The sequence below is a fragment of the Luteibacter sp. genome (assembly GCF_009912395.1).
GTDB lineage: Bacteria > Pseudomonadota > Gammaproteobacteria > Xanthomonadales > Rhodanobacteraceae > Luteibacter.
Map to the genome: position 1 here is coordinate 1 of NZ_WNDO01000024.1, position 15,148 is coordinate 15,148.

The window sequence follows — 15,148 nt, forward strand, 5'->3', positions numbered from 1 at the left end:
GCGCGAGCACCGCGCCCTGTTGGAGCAATACGCTTTGATCGCCAGCATGAGTGCCAGAGGCAACTGCTACGACAACGCAGCAATGGAGAGTTGGAACCACAGTCTGAAGGTCGAGGCCATCCATGGTGAACACCTCGCCACACGGGAGCAGGCCAAGGCTCATGTGTTTGACTACATTGAGGTTGACTACAATCGGATCCGGCTGCACTCGACCCTGGGCTACCTCAGCCCAGAGCAGTACGAGCTGGCCAATGTCGCTTAGATAGGTGTCCGTAAATCAGGGGCAAGATCATACCTCACCCCTGGCCTGTTCCAGCGCGGCCCACATGATGCTGCTCGAACTGGACATCCCTCACGAGATCCGGTTTGTCGATATCTACGCGCAGCCGCATGTCCTGCTAGATGACGTCGTGCCTTTCGTCGACGTCAATCCCAAGAATGCCGTCCCGGCACTGCGACTCGATACCGGCGAGGTGCATACGGAGATCGGCGTCATTCTCCAATACATCGTCGACCTGAAGAGCCATTCCAGTCTGTTGCCAAGACCGGGCACCCAGGAGCGTTATCGCGTCATGGAATGGTTGAGCTACGTGGGCTCCGACGTGCATAAGACGATCGGGCCGTTATTCCACCCGCACATGCCGGAGGTGGCCAAGGATATCCATCGGCAGAACCTGCATCGCAGGCTGTCGTATATCGAAGCGCAGCTTGCGGATCGCCCCTATCTGACGGGCGAGAACTTCACCGTCGCCGATGCCTATCTGTTCGTGATGATCGGATGGGCGCCGTACTTCAAGTTTGACCTGACGCCTTATCCCAACCTCTCGGCCTTCCATGCGCGGATCGCGTCCAGGCCATCGTTCGATCTTCTGATGCAGGGCATCGCGCCGGCGCTAGGGCGGATGCGGCTGCCAGTGTTTTCCGGTACGACGTCTCCCTGATCCGCCTGGCTCAGGCTGGCCCTAGTCGTTCCCGAAGCTCGTCCAGCAACGATCGCCCCGCCGGACCGAGCGTGCGGTCCCGTCGATGTGCCGCGTAGATCGTGAGGCCGTCGCGGGGCGTGGGATCGTTTTCGATCCGGAAGCGCACGAGCTGTCCCTTGGCGACGGCATCGGCGACCAGATGCTGCGGCATACGGCACCAGCCGAATCCGGCCAACAGAAAATCGAGCCGCCGACCGAGATCCACGAAACGCCATGGCTTGGCGGTCGCCACGCCGTAGTTCGCGCTGTCCGTGTCGACGGGGTCCGAAAGGACGAGTTGGACATGCGGCTCAAGGTCGCCCCGCGATGCCGGCCCCGGCAGTTTGGCAAGCGTGTGGTCGGGAACCACGTAGGGTTCCATGTCGATCCTCAGCACGGGGTAGGCGACGATGTCCTCGGGCACGGCGGGCAGCAGGAGGCAGATGGCGAGCGCCGCCGAGTCGGAACGTAGCCTTCGCAGCGAGCCGCCGAGTCCTTCCGTGGAGAAACTGACGGGCAGGTCGGGGAAGCGCTGGTTCAGTGTCCGCAGGCTCTCGATGAGCGGGGCGGTCGGCACGAGGGGATCGATGGCGATGGTCAGCTCGGCTTCGAGGCCGGCGCGCGTGTTCGCCGCCACCGCTTCGAAGCGAGCCGCGCTGCCCAGGACAAGCCGCGCCTGCTCGACCAGGACCTTGCCGGTCTCGGTCAGTTGCGGGCGATGGCCGCCACGGTCGAACAACTGGACGCCTTGCAGTTCTTCCAGGTTGGCGATGGCCTGGCTGATCGCCGACTGGACACGGCGCAGCTTGCGGGCCGCCGCCGAGAAGCTGCCTTCGTCCGCGATGCTCACCAGGACGCGCAGGTGATCGAGGCTGAGATGTCCGATCGCCATGTATCACCAGAATCGATGGAAAGTATCGATATTATATCTCTTCCAGGAATGGGTTCGCCCTCGCATCATGCGGCCACGTCTTTACCTGTTCCCGGAGAAACCCCGTGACCCAGCTCCTCGTCATTGAAACCAGCCCGCGTGGCGAGATGTCCGTCTCGCGCCATATGGCCCGCCGCTTTGTCGCGCAGTGGGAGGCCGCCCACCCGGAAGGCGCCATCGTTCGCCGCGATCTGGCACAGACCGAACTGGCCTTCGTCACCGCGCCGTGGTTGCACGCCTACTTCACGCCAGCCGACCAGCATTCATCGGAGATGCGTGAGGCGCTGCGCTTATCGGACGAACTTGTGGCCGAGCTCCTGGCCGCCGACCACATCGTCATCGCGACCCCGGTCTACAACTACAACGTCCCCGCTGCGTTGAAGGCGTGGATCGACCATATCGTCCGCAAGGGCATGACGCTGGGTTTCGACGGCAAAGGGCTCGTCACCGGAAAAAAGGCCACCGTGCTGTTCGCCTCCGGGGGCGTCTACACCGAAGGTTCGCCCATCCGCGATCGCGATATCGCTCACCAGTACCTCAAGCTGATCCTCAACGTCATCGGGATCACGGATGTGAACATCGTTGCCGGCGGCGGCGCCAAGGCGGTCGACCTGGGCGACGACACCATGGATGGCTTCGTCGGCAAGCTCGATGTCCACCTGCGGCAGGCGGCCGCCTGATCGCGGCCTGGCGAAAACCGGGTTACATCGTCAGCAACACGCTCTTTTCCCTTTCGAGCGCACGCCGGGCCGCCGGTCGTTCGATCAGCCGGTTCTTCATGGCCGCGATGTTCGCAAGATCACCGATCGGCAAGCCGAGCTCACGACCCCACGGATAGAACACCAGGGCGTACGCGTCGGCGACCGTAAAGCGATCGCCCATCATCCATGGGCGATCCGCCAGCCGGGTGTCGATGTCCTGCAGGCAGGTCCAGTACTGCGCTTTCGCCTGCGTCCGGATAGCGTCGTGCATGCTCGTATCCGGGGCGACATGTTCTGGATGGAGGAAGTGCTTGAAGGTGGTGTGGACGGTTCCTGAAAGCCACGCACAGGTGGCTAGGGTGCGCGCCTGGTCGAGCGGGTCGGCACCCAGCAGGTCGTTGTCGGGATAGGTGTGGCCGATCCAGCCGAGGATGGCCACGGTTTCCAGCAGCACGCGTCCATCGTCGAAACGCAGGGCAGGGACCTTGGCGCGGGGATTGATCGCCAGATAGGCAGGATCGAATTGCTCGCCCTTGAAGATGTTCACCTTGCTGGTATCGAAGAGGGCGCCGGCTTCTTCCAGCGCGACGTGCGATGCCATGGAGCAGGCGTAAGGGCAGTAATAAAGAGTCAACATGACGTGCGGTCCTTGGTGTTCATGCCAAGATAGACAGCTCGCGCCCGACCAACAATTGGCTGGAATCGAGGAACACCTGCGCACGAAATGAGGAAGTCGATGGACAGGCTGGAGGCGATGTCGTTGTTGCTCGATACCCTGGATGCGGGGAGCTTTTCGGCCGCCGCGCGGCGGCGCGGCATTCCGGTCGCCACGGTCACGCGAAAGATCGGGCAGTTGGAAGAACAATTGGGCACCGTGCTTCTCATCCGGTCCACCCGGCGACTGGCACTCACGGACGCGGGGCAACGCTATGTCGCGGGCGCCCGGCAGGTGCTCTCGCAGATCGACGAGATCGAGCGCGATGCGGCCGGCGAATTCGTCGAGCCGACGGGGCGCCTAGTGGTGAGCGCGCCGCGTATGTTCGGGCGATGCCATGTGCTGCCCCTCATCGGCGACTTCCTGAGGCAGCACGAAGGCATCACCGTCGATCTTCAACTCACCGACAGCAACGTCGATCTGGCCGCCGGCGCCGCCGATCTCGCCTTGCGTATCGGCGTCCTTCCGGACAGCGGCCTGATCGCCACCCAATTGGGCACCATGCGATTGTTGATCGTCGCGAGTCCGGCCTTGCTCGAACGCTATCCGGAGCCCACGGATCCCCGTGGTCTTGCCGAACTGCCGGAAGTGATGGTCGATATCCTTCCACCCGGCGTCGCGTCCCGCCTTCATGCGGCGACGACGGATCGGTCCACGCGTCATGTACGCCTCTCGGTATCCGGTGCCGAAGCCGCCGTGGATGCGGCCGAAGCGGGCATCGGCTTTGCGCGCCTGTTGCACTACCAGGTGGTCGATTCGCTACGTGCCGGCCGGTTGCGCGTATTGCTGGAAGCGCACGAAGGCGAGGCGTTCCCCGTGCATTTCATCCATGCGCCGGTCGCGCAACTTCCCCTGAAAACCCGGCGTTTTCTGGATCATGCGACCGATCGGCTGCGAGCGTCACTGCGAGTGATCGCCGCGACGGTTTCATGATTGGCTGGAGTGAATGCCGTCGTGCCCCAGGGTTTTCCGTCCGGTGCGCTTCGGTGACGGCAGGGGAAGGATCGCGCCATCCTTGATAAGCGCGGCGCAGATGTCCTTGATCGCCTCCAAGGCTTCCTGCGTCGCACGGCTGGTCCGTCGCCCGCGAGGCAGCGCGGCGACGCGATCGGCGCCCATCCATGGCAACAACGCGGCCGACAAGCGCCCCTGCCGCACCTCCTGCTGGATACCCGATGACGGCAGGATGCCGTAGCCGATGCCCAGGGCGGCGATCTGCTTCATGGGCGTGCTGCCCTCGACCAGCACCGATGCAGGCACATTCGCGGGAAACAGGCTGCGACCGAAGGGTGCTATCGCATTCGACAGGCCTTCGAAGGCCTTGCGTGTCAGCTTGCCCGATTGCAGCAGGGGATCGCCCGGCGGCCCGAAGAGGAAGACTTGTTCGGTCACCAGCTTCTCATAGGCGAGATGTCTGTTCGTTGGGGGCGAGGTGACGATGGCGATATCCACGTCGCCGCGCAGCAACCGGTCGCACATCACGTCCGTCAGTCCTTCGCTCAGTTCCAGGCGCACGCGCGGAAAGCGCGTCGCGAAGACCTGGGCGAGCGGGGCGTAGAACAGTTCCGCGAGGCTTGCCGGTGCGCCGATGCGTACGGTGCCGCTGGGTTCGCGGTTCTCGGTGCGGACTTCTTCCCGGATGTCGCCCAGTGTGCTGAGCAGCCAGCGTCCGCGTTCCAGCAGGAGCTTTCCGGATTCCGTCGGCACCACGCCGCGCGCACCGCGTTCGAGCAGGTCGCCGCCGAGTTCGTCTTCCAGGTCCTTCACGTGCCGGCTCAGCGCCGATTGGGCGATGTTGAGCGCACTTGCCGCGGCGCTGAAGCTGCCGCGTTCGGCGATGGTGACGAAGTAGCGCAGCTGGCGAAGATCCACGAAAACCTCCTATCTCGAATTGAGATACCTTGCATCTTAAATATGTATTTGAAAGATATCAGCTTCTCGTTTGGAATGATGGCGGGAGGGGCGAACGGCCCGGCGCGTGTCGCTACCGGCCACCCTGCAGCTGTCACGTACGAAGGAGAACGTCATGGATCAACTCACCGATACGGGTCGCATGGAGAACATCCTGGGCATGCGCGTCATTTGGGACGTGCCCATCCCGATGGACGATGGCATCGTGCTTCGTGCCGATATCTTCCTGCCCGAGGACGAGGGTCATTACCCGGCGATCGTCACCACCGGGCCCTACGGCAAGGGGCTGGCGTTCCAGGATGGCTACAAGAGCAGCTGGGAGCGCATGGTCGCGTCCTACCCGGACATCGAGGAAGGCTCGACCTGCGCCTTTCAGGTTTGGGAGCTGGTCGATCCGGAGAAGTGGGTGCCCGATGGCTATGCCTGCGTGCGTATCGACGGGCGTGGCTCGGGACGCAGTCCCGGCAAGATCGAGCTGATGTCGACGCGCGAGATCAAGGACTTCCACGACTGCATCGAATGGGCGGCGGCCCAGCCCTGGAGCAACGGCAAGATCGGCCTCAACGGCATCTCCTACTACGCCATCAACCAGTGGCTCGTCGCCGCAACGCAGCCGCCGCATCTTGCCGCGATCTGCGTCTGGGAAGGCGCGACCGACTGGTATCGCGACTGGTCCCGTCATGGCGGCATCCTGAGCCAGTTCGACCAGGTCTGGTACAAGGGGCAGGTGGCCTCTGTCCAGCACGGCGTCGGCGCACGCGGTGCGCGGAGCAGGGTGACGGGCGACCTCGTTTCCGGGCCGGAGACCCTGTCGCAGGAAGTCCTGGATGCCAATCGCATCAACTGCTATGACGAAGAAGTGAAGCGGCCGCTGGACGGACCCTACTACCGCGAGCGTACGGCGGACCACGCGAAGATCGCCGTACCGCTGCTGTCCGCAGCGAACTGGGGCGGGATGGGCTGCCACCTGCGCGGAAACATCGAGGGTTATCTCGCCGCCGGCTCGGCGCAGAAGTGGCTGGAGGTGCATGGCAACACGCATTTCGCGCCGTTCTACCGTACCGACGGCATCGAACTGCAGAAGCGTTTCTTCGGCCATTTCCTGAAGGGTGAAGACACGGGCTGGGATCGCCAGCCGCCGGTGCAACTTGCTGTCCGCCACCCCGGCGAACAGTTCACCACGCGCGCCGAGCAGGAGTGGCCGCTGGCGCGCACGCAATGGACGCGTTTCTATCTCGACGCGGAGTCGCGCGGGTTGTCGACAAATCCCGAGCCGGCGGCGCCAGTCGAATACGACACCATGGGCGAGGGCCTGATGTTCTCGCTGCCGGTATCGGACAAGGAGGTCGAGATCACCGGCCCGATCGCCGCGCGGTTGTTCGTGTCGTCCGATACGACGGACGTCGACGTGTTCCTGGCCTTGCGGTTGTTCGACCCGGAGGGCAAGGAGGTGTTGTTCATCGGTGCCAACGATCCGCGTATGTGTATCGCCTTGGGATGGCTGCGCGCCTCGCATCGCAAGCTCGACACCGAGCGCAGCCTGCCGTATCGCCCGTACCACACGCACGACGAGGCGTGGCCGCTGGTGCCGGGTGAGCCGGTCGAACTTATGGTCGAGATCCTTCCGACCTGCATCGTGATTCCGCCCGGTTATCGCCTGGCATTGAACATTCGCGGCAAGGACTACGCGCATGACCAGGGCGACGCCCGGGGGCCGGATGATATCTACACAATGACGGGCGTCGGCCCGTTCCTGCATGCCGAGCCGCGGGACCGTCCACTCTCGGTGTTCGGTGGGAAGAATCGCCTGCATCTGGAGGCAGGCAAGGAGCCGTACCTCCTGCTTCCCATCATCCCGCCAGCGAAGTAAACGGTTCGGGCAAGACATTTCTCAGCGACACTATGTCCATCGCCGAGGTTCCACTTTGGAAACCGTAAGTGACTAGGATGGCATGCGACATCGTCCGAAGGGGGCGGTGTCGCATGGCTTGCCCTGGCAGACGGGTTTCCCAAGGAACAAGGAACGACGCATGTACTACAGCAGCGGCAACTACGAAGCGTTTGCCCGCCCACGCAAGCCCGAAGGCGTGGACACCAAGACCGCCTGGTTCGTCGGCTCCGGCCTGGCCTCGTTGGCAGGCGCCGCCTTCCTTATCCGCGATGGGCATATGCGCGGCGAGCGCATCACCATCCTGGAGCAGCAGCACCTGCCCGGCGGTGCGCTCGACGGCCTGGACGTGCCGGAGAAGGGTTTCGTGATCCGCGGCGGCCGCGAGATGGAAGACCATTTCGAATGCCTGTGGGATCTGTACCGCTCGATCCCCTCGCTGGAGATCGAAGACGCCAGTGTGCTCGACGAGTTCTACTGGTTGAACAAGGACGACCCCAATTACTCCTTGCAGCGCGCGACCATCAACCGGAGCGAGGACGCCCACACCGATGGCCTGTTCACCCTGAGCGAGCAGGCGCAGAAGGACGTGATCAAGCTGTTCCTCGCCACTCGTGCGGAGATGGAAAACAAGCGCATCGACGAAGTGCTGGGTCGCGATTTCCTGGACAGCAACTTCTGGCTCTACTGGCGCACGATGTTCGCCTTCGAGGAGTGGCATTCGGCGCTGGAGATGAAGCTCTATCTGCATCGCTTCATCCACCACATCGGCGGCTTGCCGGACTTCTCCGCGCTGAAGTTCACGAAGTACAACCAGTACGAATCGCTGGTGTTGCCCTTGGTGAAGTACCTGCAAGGCCATGGCGTGGTCTTCCAGTACGCCACGGAGGTGACCGATGTCGACTTCGACATCCAGCCCGGCCGCAAGCAGGCCACGCGCATCCACTGGCGACGCGACGGCGTGGAGGGTGGCGTCGATCTCGGCCCGGACGACCTGGTGTTCATGACCATCGGCTCGCTCACCGAGAACTCGGACAACGGCGACCATGCCACCCCGGCTCGGCTGGACGAGGGTCCCGCGCCGGCCTGGGATCTGTGGCGACGTATCGCGGCACGCGATCCCGCGTTCGGGCGACCCGACGTATTCGGTGCCCATATTCCGCAGACCAAGTGGGAATCGGCCACCGTCACGACGCTGGACGCCCGCATTCCCGAGTACATCCGCAAGATCGCCAAGCGCGATCCCTTCAGTGGCAAGGTCGTCACCGGGGGCATCGTCAGCGTGAAGGATTCCCGTTGGCTGTTGAGCTGGACGGTCAACCGCCAGCCGCACTTCCGCAACCAGCCGAAGGACCAGATCGTGGTCTGGGTGTATTCGCTTTTCGTGGACACGCACGGCGACTACGTGAAGAAGCCCATGCAGGCATGCACCGGCGAGGAGATCACCCGCGAATGGCTCTACCACCTGGGCGTGCCGGTAGAGCAGATCGACGAGCTGGCCGCGACCGGCGCCAAGACGGTGCCGGTGATGATGCCGTACGTCACGGCCTTCTTCATGCCGCGCCAGGCCGGCGATCGCCCCGACGTGGTGCCCGAGGGCGCGGTCAACTTCGCCTTTATCGGCCAGTTCGCCGAATCGAAGCAGCGCGACTGCATCTTCACCACGGAGTATTCGGTGCGTACGCCGATGGAGGCGGTGTACACGCTCCTGAACGTGGAGCGTGGTGTGCCGGAGGTGTTCAACTCCACCTACGACGTACGCACCTTGCTTGCGGCGACAGGGCGCTTACGCGACGGCCAGGCGCTGGACATCCCGGGGCCGGCATTCCTGCGCAACCTGCTGATGAACCGACTGGACAAGACGCAAATCGGCGCCTTGCTACGTGAGTTCAGGCTGGTGACGCAGGACTGAGGGCACGCGGTTCACGGCGGCGGGTGCGATCCCGGCAGATCGGGAAGCACCCAGCCGCCGTCGCGGTCCTCTTTGGAAAAACGGGCGATCAGCTCAGGGATGCGCAGGCGTGTGGCCAGTCCAGCCAATGTGAGCAGCACGCCGACACCTGTTTTCGTCCTCGGCATGCCCAGGCGCAACAGCCCGGTTTTCACCGCCTGGATCTCGTCGACGAAGGGGCGCAACGTCGTCTCGTAACCGGCGAAGGCTTCGACGTGATTCCCGGCATGACGTGCGATCTCCGACGCCAGCACATACGCGCCGACCAGGCCGCCCGAGATGCCCATGCCGCTGAAGGGCGACGCGCAGTGGGCGGCATCGCCGACTAGCACGACCCGTCCCTTGTGCCAGTGGTTCGCACGCACCTGCACCACTTCCTGGGAATAGAAATTGGGTGTGTTCGCCATGCCGTCGATGAATCGTTCCATCTGCCAACCGGCATTGCGGAAACGGCTGGCCCAGAACGCCTGCTGGTCCTCAACCGATGCCCGATGGATGGACGAGGCCTCGTCGGAGCTTTCGCGAAGGATGAAGTAGACCTGCGTGTCGGTGGCGTTATGGCTACGCCGCATGACCATCCGTCCACCGGGTGCGATATACGTCTGCCGAAGCCTGCCGGCGTCGGCATCGGTGCGCGGTATAAACCAGTACGCCATGTGGATGCCCATGCGCAGGTACGGCTCCGGCGCATCGGGCGGCAGGATGCTTCGGCGGATACGCGAGCCCTGTCCATCGGCTCCGACCAGCAGGTCGAACGTGTCCGATGTGCCATCGGAGAAATGGGCCGTCACGCCATGTTCGTCCTGCGCGATGCGCTCGACGGATGTCCCGAAATGGTAGGCCACGTCATCCCGCGTGGCGTCGTGCAGGATGCGCACCAGGTCGCCACGCATGATCTCGTACTCGGACGTGAGCGATTGCGCGCCGTGGCCGGAGCGGTTGGCCAGGATGGTCGCTCGCGTGCGTCCCCGAGCATCGACGAACGCCACGCCGTCCTCGTCGACGAGGTGGCGCCGCACCGTATCGAGCAGCCCCATGCGTCGGATCGCCTCGATGCCTTGCCCGCGAAGGTCCACCTGGGCGCCGGTGGCTCGCAGGGCGGGAAAGCGCTCGACCACGACGACCTGATAGCCGGCCCTGGCGAGCCACCAGGCCAGGGCGGGTCCGGCGATGCCACCGCCACAGATGAGGATACGAAGGGGGCGCGGGTAGCTCGGGACCGACATGGGAACACCAATCTATCAATGATAGGGAGTCGAGAAGACTTCCCTATCATTGATAGATTGTCAAGGCAGAAGGCGTTTCGTTCGGGCTCTAGGCGGGGCCGCGCCCATCGAATTCGGCTCTCGCTGCCTCCACGCGTCGACGGTTGTCGACGGCCCACCGCGCCAGGTCGCCGACTGGTGGAAGAACGTCCTTGCCCAGGGCGGTCAGCTCGTAATCCACGCGTGGCGGAATGGTTGGCGTCACCGTGCGCAGGACATAGCCATCGCGCTCGAGCCCCCGCAGCGTGGACGTAAGCACCTTCTGGGAAATGGCGCCGAGGCTGCGCTTCAGTTCGGTGAAACGCATGCTGCCCTGGGCAAGCATGGCGATGGTCAGCAGCGACCACTTGTCGCCTACGCGCGCGAGCACGTCGCTGACGGACTGGCATATCTCCGTGGGCAACTGACCGAAGTGGGTCGCGCACTGCGGTTCGGCAGGCACCTTGGGGTGGGTCGGTTTCTTCAAAGTGCCTTCTTGTGGGGCAGTGGCGGTCACCCACAGTATCTCAGTATCCAAGGGATACCAAAGAGGCGGTGATCGATCGTGAGCGATATCGAGGGCGAGAACGTGGTGCTGGTGACGGGGGGCTCGGGTTACCTGGCGGGCTGGATGATCGTGGGCCTGCTGCGCAAGGGATTTTCCGTGCGGACCACGCTGCGCGAGCTGGGCAAGCAAGCGGTGGTGAGAGGCGCCATCGAGAAGCAGGTCGGGGGCGTGGGCGATCGCCTGTCGTTTGCCAAGGCCGATCTGCTGCGCGACGAGGGCTGGATGCAAGCGGTGCAGGGATGCCGTTACGTGGTGCATGTGGCGTCGCCGATGGGGCAGGCAGATCCCAAGGGAACGGATCTCGTCGGCCCGGCGCGCGAAGGTACGCTGCGCGTACTCAAGGCCGCCTCGGCGAGTGGGGTGGAACGCGTCGTCTGTACCTCGTCGGGCTTCGCCGCGCAGGCACGTACCGTGCGCGGTGGGATGCAGCCGGTGGCGGACGAGACGACATGGACCGATCCCGACGAAAAAGGCATCGGTGAGTACGCAAGATCGAAGATCCTGGCCGAACGTGCGGCATGGGCCTTCATCCGTGACGATACGTCGGGGATGACACTCTCCACGATCCTGCCGGGCTTGATCCTCGGCGGGGCGATGACCAAGACGGTATCGCCATCGCTGGAGATCGTGGCGAGGCTGCTTGCCGGCAAAGTCCCCGCGTTGCCGCACGTCGGCTTCTGCATGACCGATGTGCAGGATCTCGTCGAGTTGCATATCCGTGCGATGACGAGTCCCGACGCGGCCAACCAGCGCTTCATCGGTGTCGGCGATTTCCTCTGGTTCAGCGAAATCGCGGAAGCCTTGAAAAAAGCCTTTCCCGATCGTTCGGCTCGCATTCCGACGAAGCGCGTCCCCAGCTGGCTCATGCGTCTATCCGCCCTGTTCAAGGACGAAGCCCGTTTCATGCTGCCGATGCTGGGCATCCGGCGGGAGTTCGACGCGAGCAAGGCCGCGATGCTGCTGCAATGGACGCCTAGGCCCTCTCGCGACGCGGTGGTTCGATGCGCGACGAGCCTGATCGACCGCGGATTGGCTTGAGACGCGAGGTGCAGGCGTGCACCTTATCCGGCGCCCTTGGCGATGTAGCGTCCTGGCGAGGTGCCGAGTGTCTTGCGGAACATGGTCACGAAGCTTCCGGCGCTTTCGTAGCCCAGTGCGTCGGCGATGCGCTGCACCGTCATGCCGGCGCCCAGCCATTGCACCGCCAGCATGATCTGCAACTGCTGGCGCCACCGTCCGAAGCTCATGCCGGTTTCCTGCGTCAATAGACGTGCCAGTGTGCGTTCACTGGTGCCGACACGACGCGCCCAGCCCTGGATGGTGCCGCGGTCGGCCGGGTGCTCCATAAGCATGTCCGCGATACGACGTAACCGGGCATCGGTGGGCATCGTGAGGTGCAGGTTGCCGATGGGCGCGGCTGCGAGTTCTTCCAGTAGCAGGTTCACCACGTGGGATTCGAAACCGCCTTCGGGGTAGAGCAGGGGAAACGATGCCGAGCGCAGCAGCAGTTCGCGCAGCAAGGGTGACGCGGTGACCGCGCAGCACGCCTTGGGAAGCCGGGATGCCACGTCGGGATCGATGAAGGACACATAGCAGTCCATCGTTCCGGAGGCCTTGATCCGATGCAGCATGTCGCCCGGCACCCAGATCGCGCTCTGCGGAGGGACCATCCACAGTCCGCTTTCCACCTCGCAGGTGAGTACGCCGCGCAGCGTCAGCATGAGCTGGCCTTTACGGTGACGGTGGAAGTCGGTTTCCTTTTCCTCCGGCGTGAGGCTTGCCGTGTCGACATCCGTCACGCCGACGGTGACGACCGGACGCGGAATCGCGTCTAGGTCGATCCATTCGGGCGGCGGCAGGTGCTCGCTCATGATCGGCATGGGAGGCGCGTTCCAGTTTGGCAGGATTGCCACATATCTTGACCAGATAACCCGATGCTGCCAATGGCGGCGCTACCTAGCATGGGCGCCAAGGCGGTACGGAATGTCCCGAGACCGCGTCTTTTGGAGCGCAGATCATGAATTCACTCGATACGGGGCGTGTCGCCCAGACCCTGGCGCGCCTGTTCAAGGAAGCCGACAAGGCGGACGGTGCCTTGATGGCGCAGTTCGCCGAAGTCATGGCGTCGGAAGAGAACATGCAGGAGGTGCTCGCCGGGCACTTGGCGGAAGAGCGCCGCGATCTTCGGGGAGTTTATCGAGGCTACGTCGACAACTTCCTCAACGTGCAGCCGGAGTACGGCCGGTTCCTGTACCAGTGCGCCCGCACGCGCGGCGCCCGGCGGATCGTGGAGTTCGGCACGTCGATGGGCATTTCCACCATCTATCTCGCAGCGGCACTACGCGACATGGGCGGTGGCCGACTTATCGGCACCGAGCTGGAACAAAGCAAGGCCGAGCGGGCCATGGCCCATCTGGAAGAGGCCGGCCTGTCCGATCTGGTGGAGATCCGCGTGGGGGATGCGCGCGAGACGCTGCTCGGTCTCGAAGGGGATATCGACCTCGTGTTGCTGGATGGCGCCCTGAGCCTTTACCTGCCGATCCTGAAACTGCTGGAGCCTTCGCTGACCGCCGGCACCCCCATCCTTGGGGAAAACGCCGATCTCGACGGCGATTACCTGACCTATGTGCGCGAACCGACCAATGGCTACATGTCGCAGCCACTTCCTATCAGCGAGGGGCGGGTCAGCGAGTACACGATCGTTACGTGGTGAGGACAGGTCTGGATGTACATTCCGTCGTCGAGCGAAGGGAGAGACGGAATGAGCGAACTGATCCTGACCACGTTCGACTGGGTACCCGAGATGCCTCGCGGTTTCGTTCGCGACGTGCGCGTGCGCTGGGCGTTGGAAGAAGCGGGATTGCCTTATCGCGTGGAAAGCGTGCCCTTTCGGGATCGCGGTCCATCCCACTTCGCCCACCAGCCATTCGGGCAGGTACCGTGGCTGATCGACGGCGATGTTTCCTTGTTCGAAAGCGGGGCGATCCTGCTCCATCTGGGCCACCGTAGCGAGGTGCTTATGCCGGTCGAGCCACGCGCGCGTGCGGAAACCATGGAATGGATCTTCGCGGCGCTCAATTCCGTCGAGATGGCGAGCCTGCCCTGGGGGCTTCTCAAGTTTTCGGACGCGACGGGCGATGGCCCAGGGTGGGCGTTCATCGATGGATTCCTCCAGGCCCGGTTGAGGCATATGGAAACGATTCTGGCGGGCAGGGAATGGCTGACGGATCGATTTTCTGTTGCCGACATCCTCATGGCCGATGTATTGCGCCTGGTCGATCGTTTCGACGGCCTGGCGTCGTATCCCCTATGCCGCGCCTATGTCGGCAGGGCGACGAGCCGCCCGGCCTTCGAAAAGGCGCGGGCGGACCAGATAGCGCATTTCGCCGCGGCGGATCGAAAGATCAGCCGGGATTGATCGCGGCATACATCTCGTCGTAGCGACCTTCGCGCTCGGCCCGTCGCCGGGCCATGTCGCGCTCCACCAGTACTTCGCCGTTCGGATGCCTGCCCATCGCCAGCAATTGCATCACCTCGGTGACGTAGTCGGCAAGCGGCATGGCCCGAGGGTCTTTGGCCTGGTGTTCTCCGGTCAGTTCCGTCTGGACGTAGGGCGGGGACAGTTCCAGCACGGTTACCGGCACGTTCCGCAACTGATGGCGAAGCGACTGTAGCCAGGAGTGGAGGAAGGCCTTGCTGGCGCAGTAGGTCGGGTAGTCGGCGCGAGGGATGAAGGCGAGGTTGGAGCTGGTCGCCATGATCGCCGCATTGGGTCGCTTGCGAATCATGGGCAGGAAGGCGGCCGTGACGCGAAGGACACCCATGATGTTCGTGTCGACGATGGAGGCCGCGACGGAGGCGTCCCAGTCATCCGACCCCATGTCTTCCGCTTGCGAGATGCCCGCATTGGCGATGAGCATGTTCAGGTCGGGAAACTGTGAGCGAAGGGTTTCCGTGAGCCGCGCGAGCGAATCGGGGTTGCCGACATCGAGGGGAAAGCCGACCAGGCCGGGACGCTCCCGCATCATCGCGTCGAGCAGGGCTTGTCGCCGCCCCGTGACAATCACTTGGTTGCCCAGGTCGTGGAAGGCTTCGGCGAGCGCGCGGCCGATACCGCTCGTGCCGCCGGTGATGAGCAGGGTGTTATCGGAAAGGGAAATCGGGCGTACGTGTGGTGTGGTCATCCGGATGCTCCTTATGAGCCGAGACCTCCCTGCTGGGATCCCCTCGACGGAAGGATGCGTTGGATGACGGTAACGCCTACGACAGCGCGGATG

16 protein-coding genes are annotated in these 15,148 nt (G+C 63.8%); 9 read left to right on the plus strand and 7 right to left on the minus strand.

Translation table 11 applies throughout. The features are described 5' to 3' along the window. The coding region (locus GAK28_RS18620) for an IS3 family transposase (RefSeq protein ID WP_291774508.1) at positions 1-262 on the plus strand (262 nt) is incomplete at its 5' end. A gap of 4 nt (positions 263-266) precedes the next feature. Continuing rightward, a complete protein-coding gene (locus tag GAK28_RS18625; protein ID WP_291782799.1) occupies positions 267-941 on the plus strand; it encodes a glutathione binding-like protein in 675 nt (224 codons plus the stop codon). Between the two features lie 10 nt (positions 942-951). On the opposite strand, the gene GAK28_RS18630 is transcribed toward GAK28_RS18625, so the two are convergent. After that, entirely contained in the window at positions 952-1,854 is a 903-nt protein-coding gene (locus GAK28_RS18630; RefSeq protein ID WP_291782802.1) for a LysR family transcriptional regulator, read from the minus strand. Between the two features lie 104 nt (positions 1,855-1,958). Between GAK28_RS18630 and GAK28_RS18635 the strand changes: the two genes are divergently transcribed. Then, positions 1,959-2,573: an NAD(P)H-dependent oxidoreductase gene (locus GAK28_RS18635; protein ID WP_291782805.1), complete on the plus strand. Its 615-nt coding sequence runs from the start codon at positions 1,959-1,961 to the stop codon at positions 2,571-2,573. A 22-nt stretch (positions 2,574-2,595) separates the two neighbouring features. Here GAK28_RS18635 and GAK28_RS18640 read toward each other — a convergent pair whose 3' ends face one another. Beyond that, complete coding sequence (locus GAK28_RS18640) at positions 2,596-3,231, minus strand: glutathione S-transferase N-terminal domain-containing protein (protein WP_291782808.1); 636 nt, start codon at positions 3,229-3,231, stop codon at positions 2,596-2,598. A 99-nt stretch (positions 3,232-3,330) separates the two neighbouring features. Between GAK28_RS18640 and GAK28_RS18645 the strand changes: the two genes are divergently transcribed. Next, a complete protein-coding gene (locus tag GAK28_RS18645; protein WP_291782810.1) occupies positions 3,331-4,242 on the plus strand; it encodes a LysR substrate-binding domain-containing protein in 912 nt (303 codons plus the stop codon). Here GAK28_RS18645 and GAK28_RS18650 read toward each other — a convergent pair. Further along, positions 4,237-5,181, minus strand: coding sequence for a LysR family transcriptional regulator (locus tag GAK28_RS18650; RefSeq protein WP_291782813.1), 945 nt, complete (start codon positions 5,179-5,181; stop codon positions 4,237-4,239). The genes GAK28_RS18645 and GAK28_RS18650 overlap by 6 nt on opposite strands. Before the next feature lie 154 nt (positions 5,182-5,335). On the opposite strand from GAK28_RS18650, the gene GAK28_RS18655 reads away from it, so the two are divergent. Then, on the plus strand, positions 5,336-7,090 hold the full coding sequence (locus GAK28_RS18655) for a CocE/NonD family hydrolase (protein WP_291782816.1): 1,755 nt from the start codon (positions 5,336-5,338) through the stop codon (positions 7,088-7,090). A 160-nt stretch (positions 7,091-7,250) separates the two neighbouring features. Next, positions 7,251-9,020, plus strand: coding sequence for an oleate hydratase (locus GAK28_RS18660; protein ID WP_291782819.1), 1,770 nt, complete (start codon positions 7,251-7,253; stop codon positions 9,018-9,020). Positions 9,021-9,031: 11 nt separating this feature from the next. Here the strand turns inward: GAK28_RS18660 and GAK28_RS18665 are convergent, their stop codons facing one another. After that, complete coding sequence (locus GAK28_RS18665; protein ID WP_291782822.1) at positions 9,032-10,285, minus strand: FAD-dependent oxidoreductase; 1,254 nt, start codon at positions 10,283-10,285, stop codon at positions 9,032-9,034. 88 nt (positions 10,286-10,373) lie between these two features. After that, positions 10,374-10,790 (minus strand): helix-turn-helix domain-containing protein, encoded by a 417-nt coding sequence (locus tag GAK28_RS18670; protein ID WP_291782825.1) that lies wholly within the window; start codon positions 10,788-10,790, stop codon positions 10,374-10,376. A 78-nt stretch (positions 10,791-10,868) separates the two neighbouring features. Here GAK28_RS18670 and GAK28_RS18675 point away from each other — a divergent pair, with 78 nt between their 5' ends. Further along, positions 10,869-11,909, plus strand: a complete 1,041-nt coding sequence (locus GAK28_RS18675; RefSeq protein ID WP_291782828.1) for an NAD-dependent epimerase/dehydratase family protein — start codon at positions 10,869-10,871, stop codon at positions 11,907-11,909. Between the two features lie 23 nt (positions 11,910-11,932). Here the strand turns inward: GAK28_RS18675 and GAK28_RS18680 are convergent, their stop codons facing one another. Beyond that, on the minus strand, positions 11,933-12,751 hold the full coding sequence (locus tag GAK28_RS18680) for a helix-turn-helix transcriptional regulator (RefSeq protein ID WP_291782831.1): 819 nt from the start codon (positions 12,749-12,751) through the stop codon (positions 11,933-11,935). Positions 12,752-12,888: 137 nt separating this feature from the next. On the opposite strand from GAK28_RS18680, the gene GAK28_RS18685 reads away from it, so the two are divergent. Next, positions 12,889-13,584 carry a class I SAM-dependent methyltransferase gene (locus GAK28_RS18685; protein ID WP_291782835.1) on the plus strand — a complete coding sequence of 232 codons (696 nt, stop codon included), beginning with the start codon at positions 12,889-12,891 and terminating at the stop codon, positions 13,582-13,584. A gap of 48 nt (positions 13,585-13,632) precedes the next feature. After that, on the plus strand, positions 13,633-14,289 hold the full coding sequence (locus tag GAK28_RS18690) for a glutathione S-transferase family protein (protein ID WP_291782838.1): 657 nt from the start codon (positions 13,633-13,635) through the stop codon (positions 14,287-14,289). Here the strand turns inward: GAK28_RS18690 and GAK28_RS18695 are convergent. After that, on the minus strand, positions 14,276-15,055 hold the full coding sequence (locus tag GAK28_RS18695; RefSeq protein ID WP_291782840.1) for an SDR family NAD(P)-dependent oxidoreductase: 780 nt from the start codon (positions 15,053-15,055) through the stop codon (positions 14,276-14,278). The two genes, GAK28_RS18690 and GAK28_RS18695, sit on opposite strands and share 14 nt — an antisense overlap. Positions 15,056-15,148: the final 93 nt, after the last annotated feature.

Bases quoted from the DNA above. Each gene is read 5' to 3' on its own strand.
- GAK28_RS18640 (WP_291782808.1), bottom strand. From the start codon at position 3,231: ATGTTGACTCTTTATTACTGCCCTTACGCCTGCTCCATGGCATCGCAC.
- GAK28_RS18665 (WP_291782822.1), bottom strand. From the start codon at position 10,285: ATGTCGGTCCCGAGCTACCCGCGCCCCCTTCGTATCCTCATCTGTGGC.
- GAK28_RS18645 (WP_291782810.1), top strand. From the start codon at position 3,331: ATGGACAGGCTGGAGGCGATGTCGTTGTTGCTCGATACCCTGGATGCG.
- GAK28_RS18680 (WP_291782831.1), bottom strand. From the start codon at position 12,751: ATGCCGATCATGAGCGAGCACCTGCCGCCGCCCGAATGGATCGACCTA.
- GAK28_RS18660 (WP_291782819.1), top strand. From the start codon at position 7,251: ATGTACTACAGCAGCGGCAACTACGAAGCGTTTGCCCGCCCACGCAAG.
- GAK28_RS18655 (WP_291782816.1), top strand. From the start codon at position 5,336: ATGGATCAACTCACCGATACGGGTCGCATGGAGAACATCCTGGGCATG.
- GAK28_RS18695 (WP_291782840.1), bottom strand. From the start codon at position 15,055: ATGACCACACCACACGTACGCCCGATTTCCCTTTCCGATAACACCCTG.
- GAK28_RS18685 (WP_291782835.1), top strand. From the start codon at position 12,889: ATGAATTCACTCGATACGGGGCGTGTCGCCCAGACCCTGGCGCGCCTG.
- GAK28_RS18690 (WP_291782838.1), top strand. From the start codon at position 13,633: ATGAGCGAACTGATCCTGACCACGTTCGACTGGGTACCCGAGATGCCT.
- GAK28_RS18630 (WP_291782802.1), bottom strand. From the start codon at position 1,854: ATGGCGATCGGACATCTCAGCCTCGATCACCTGCGCGTCCTGGTGAGC.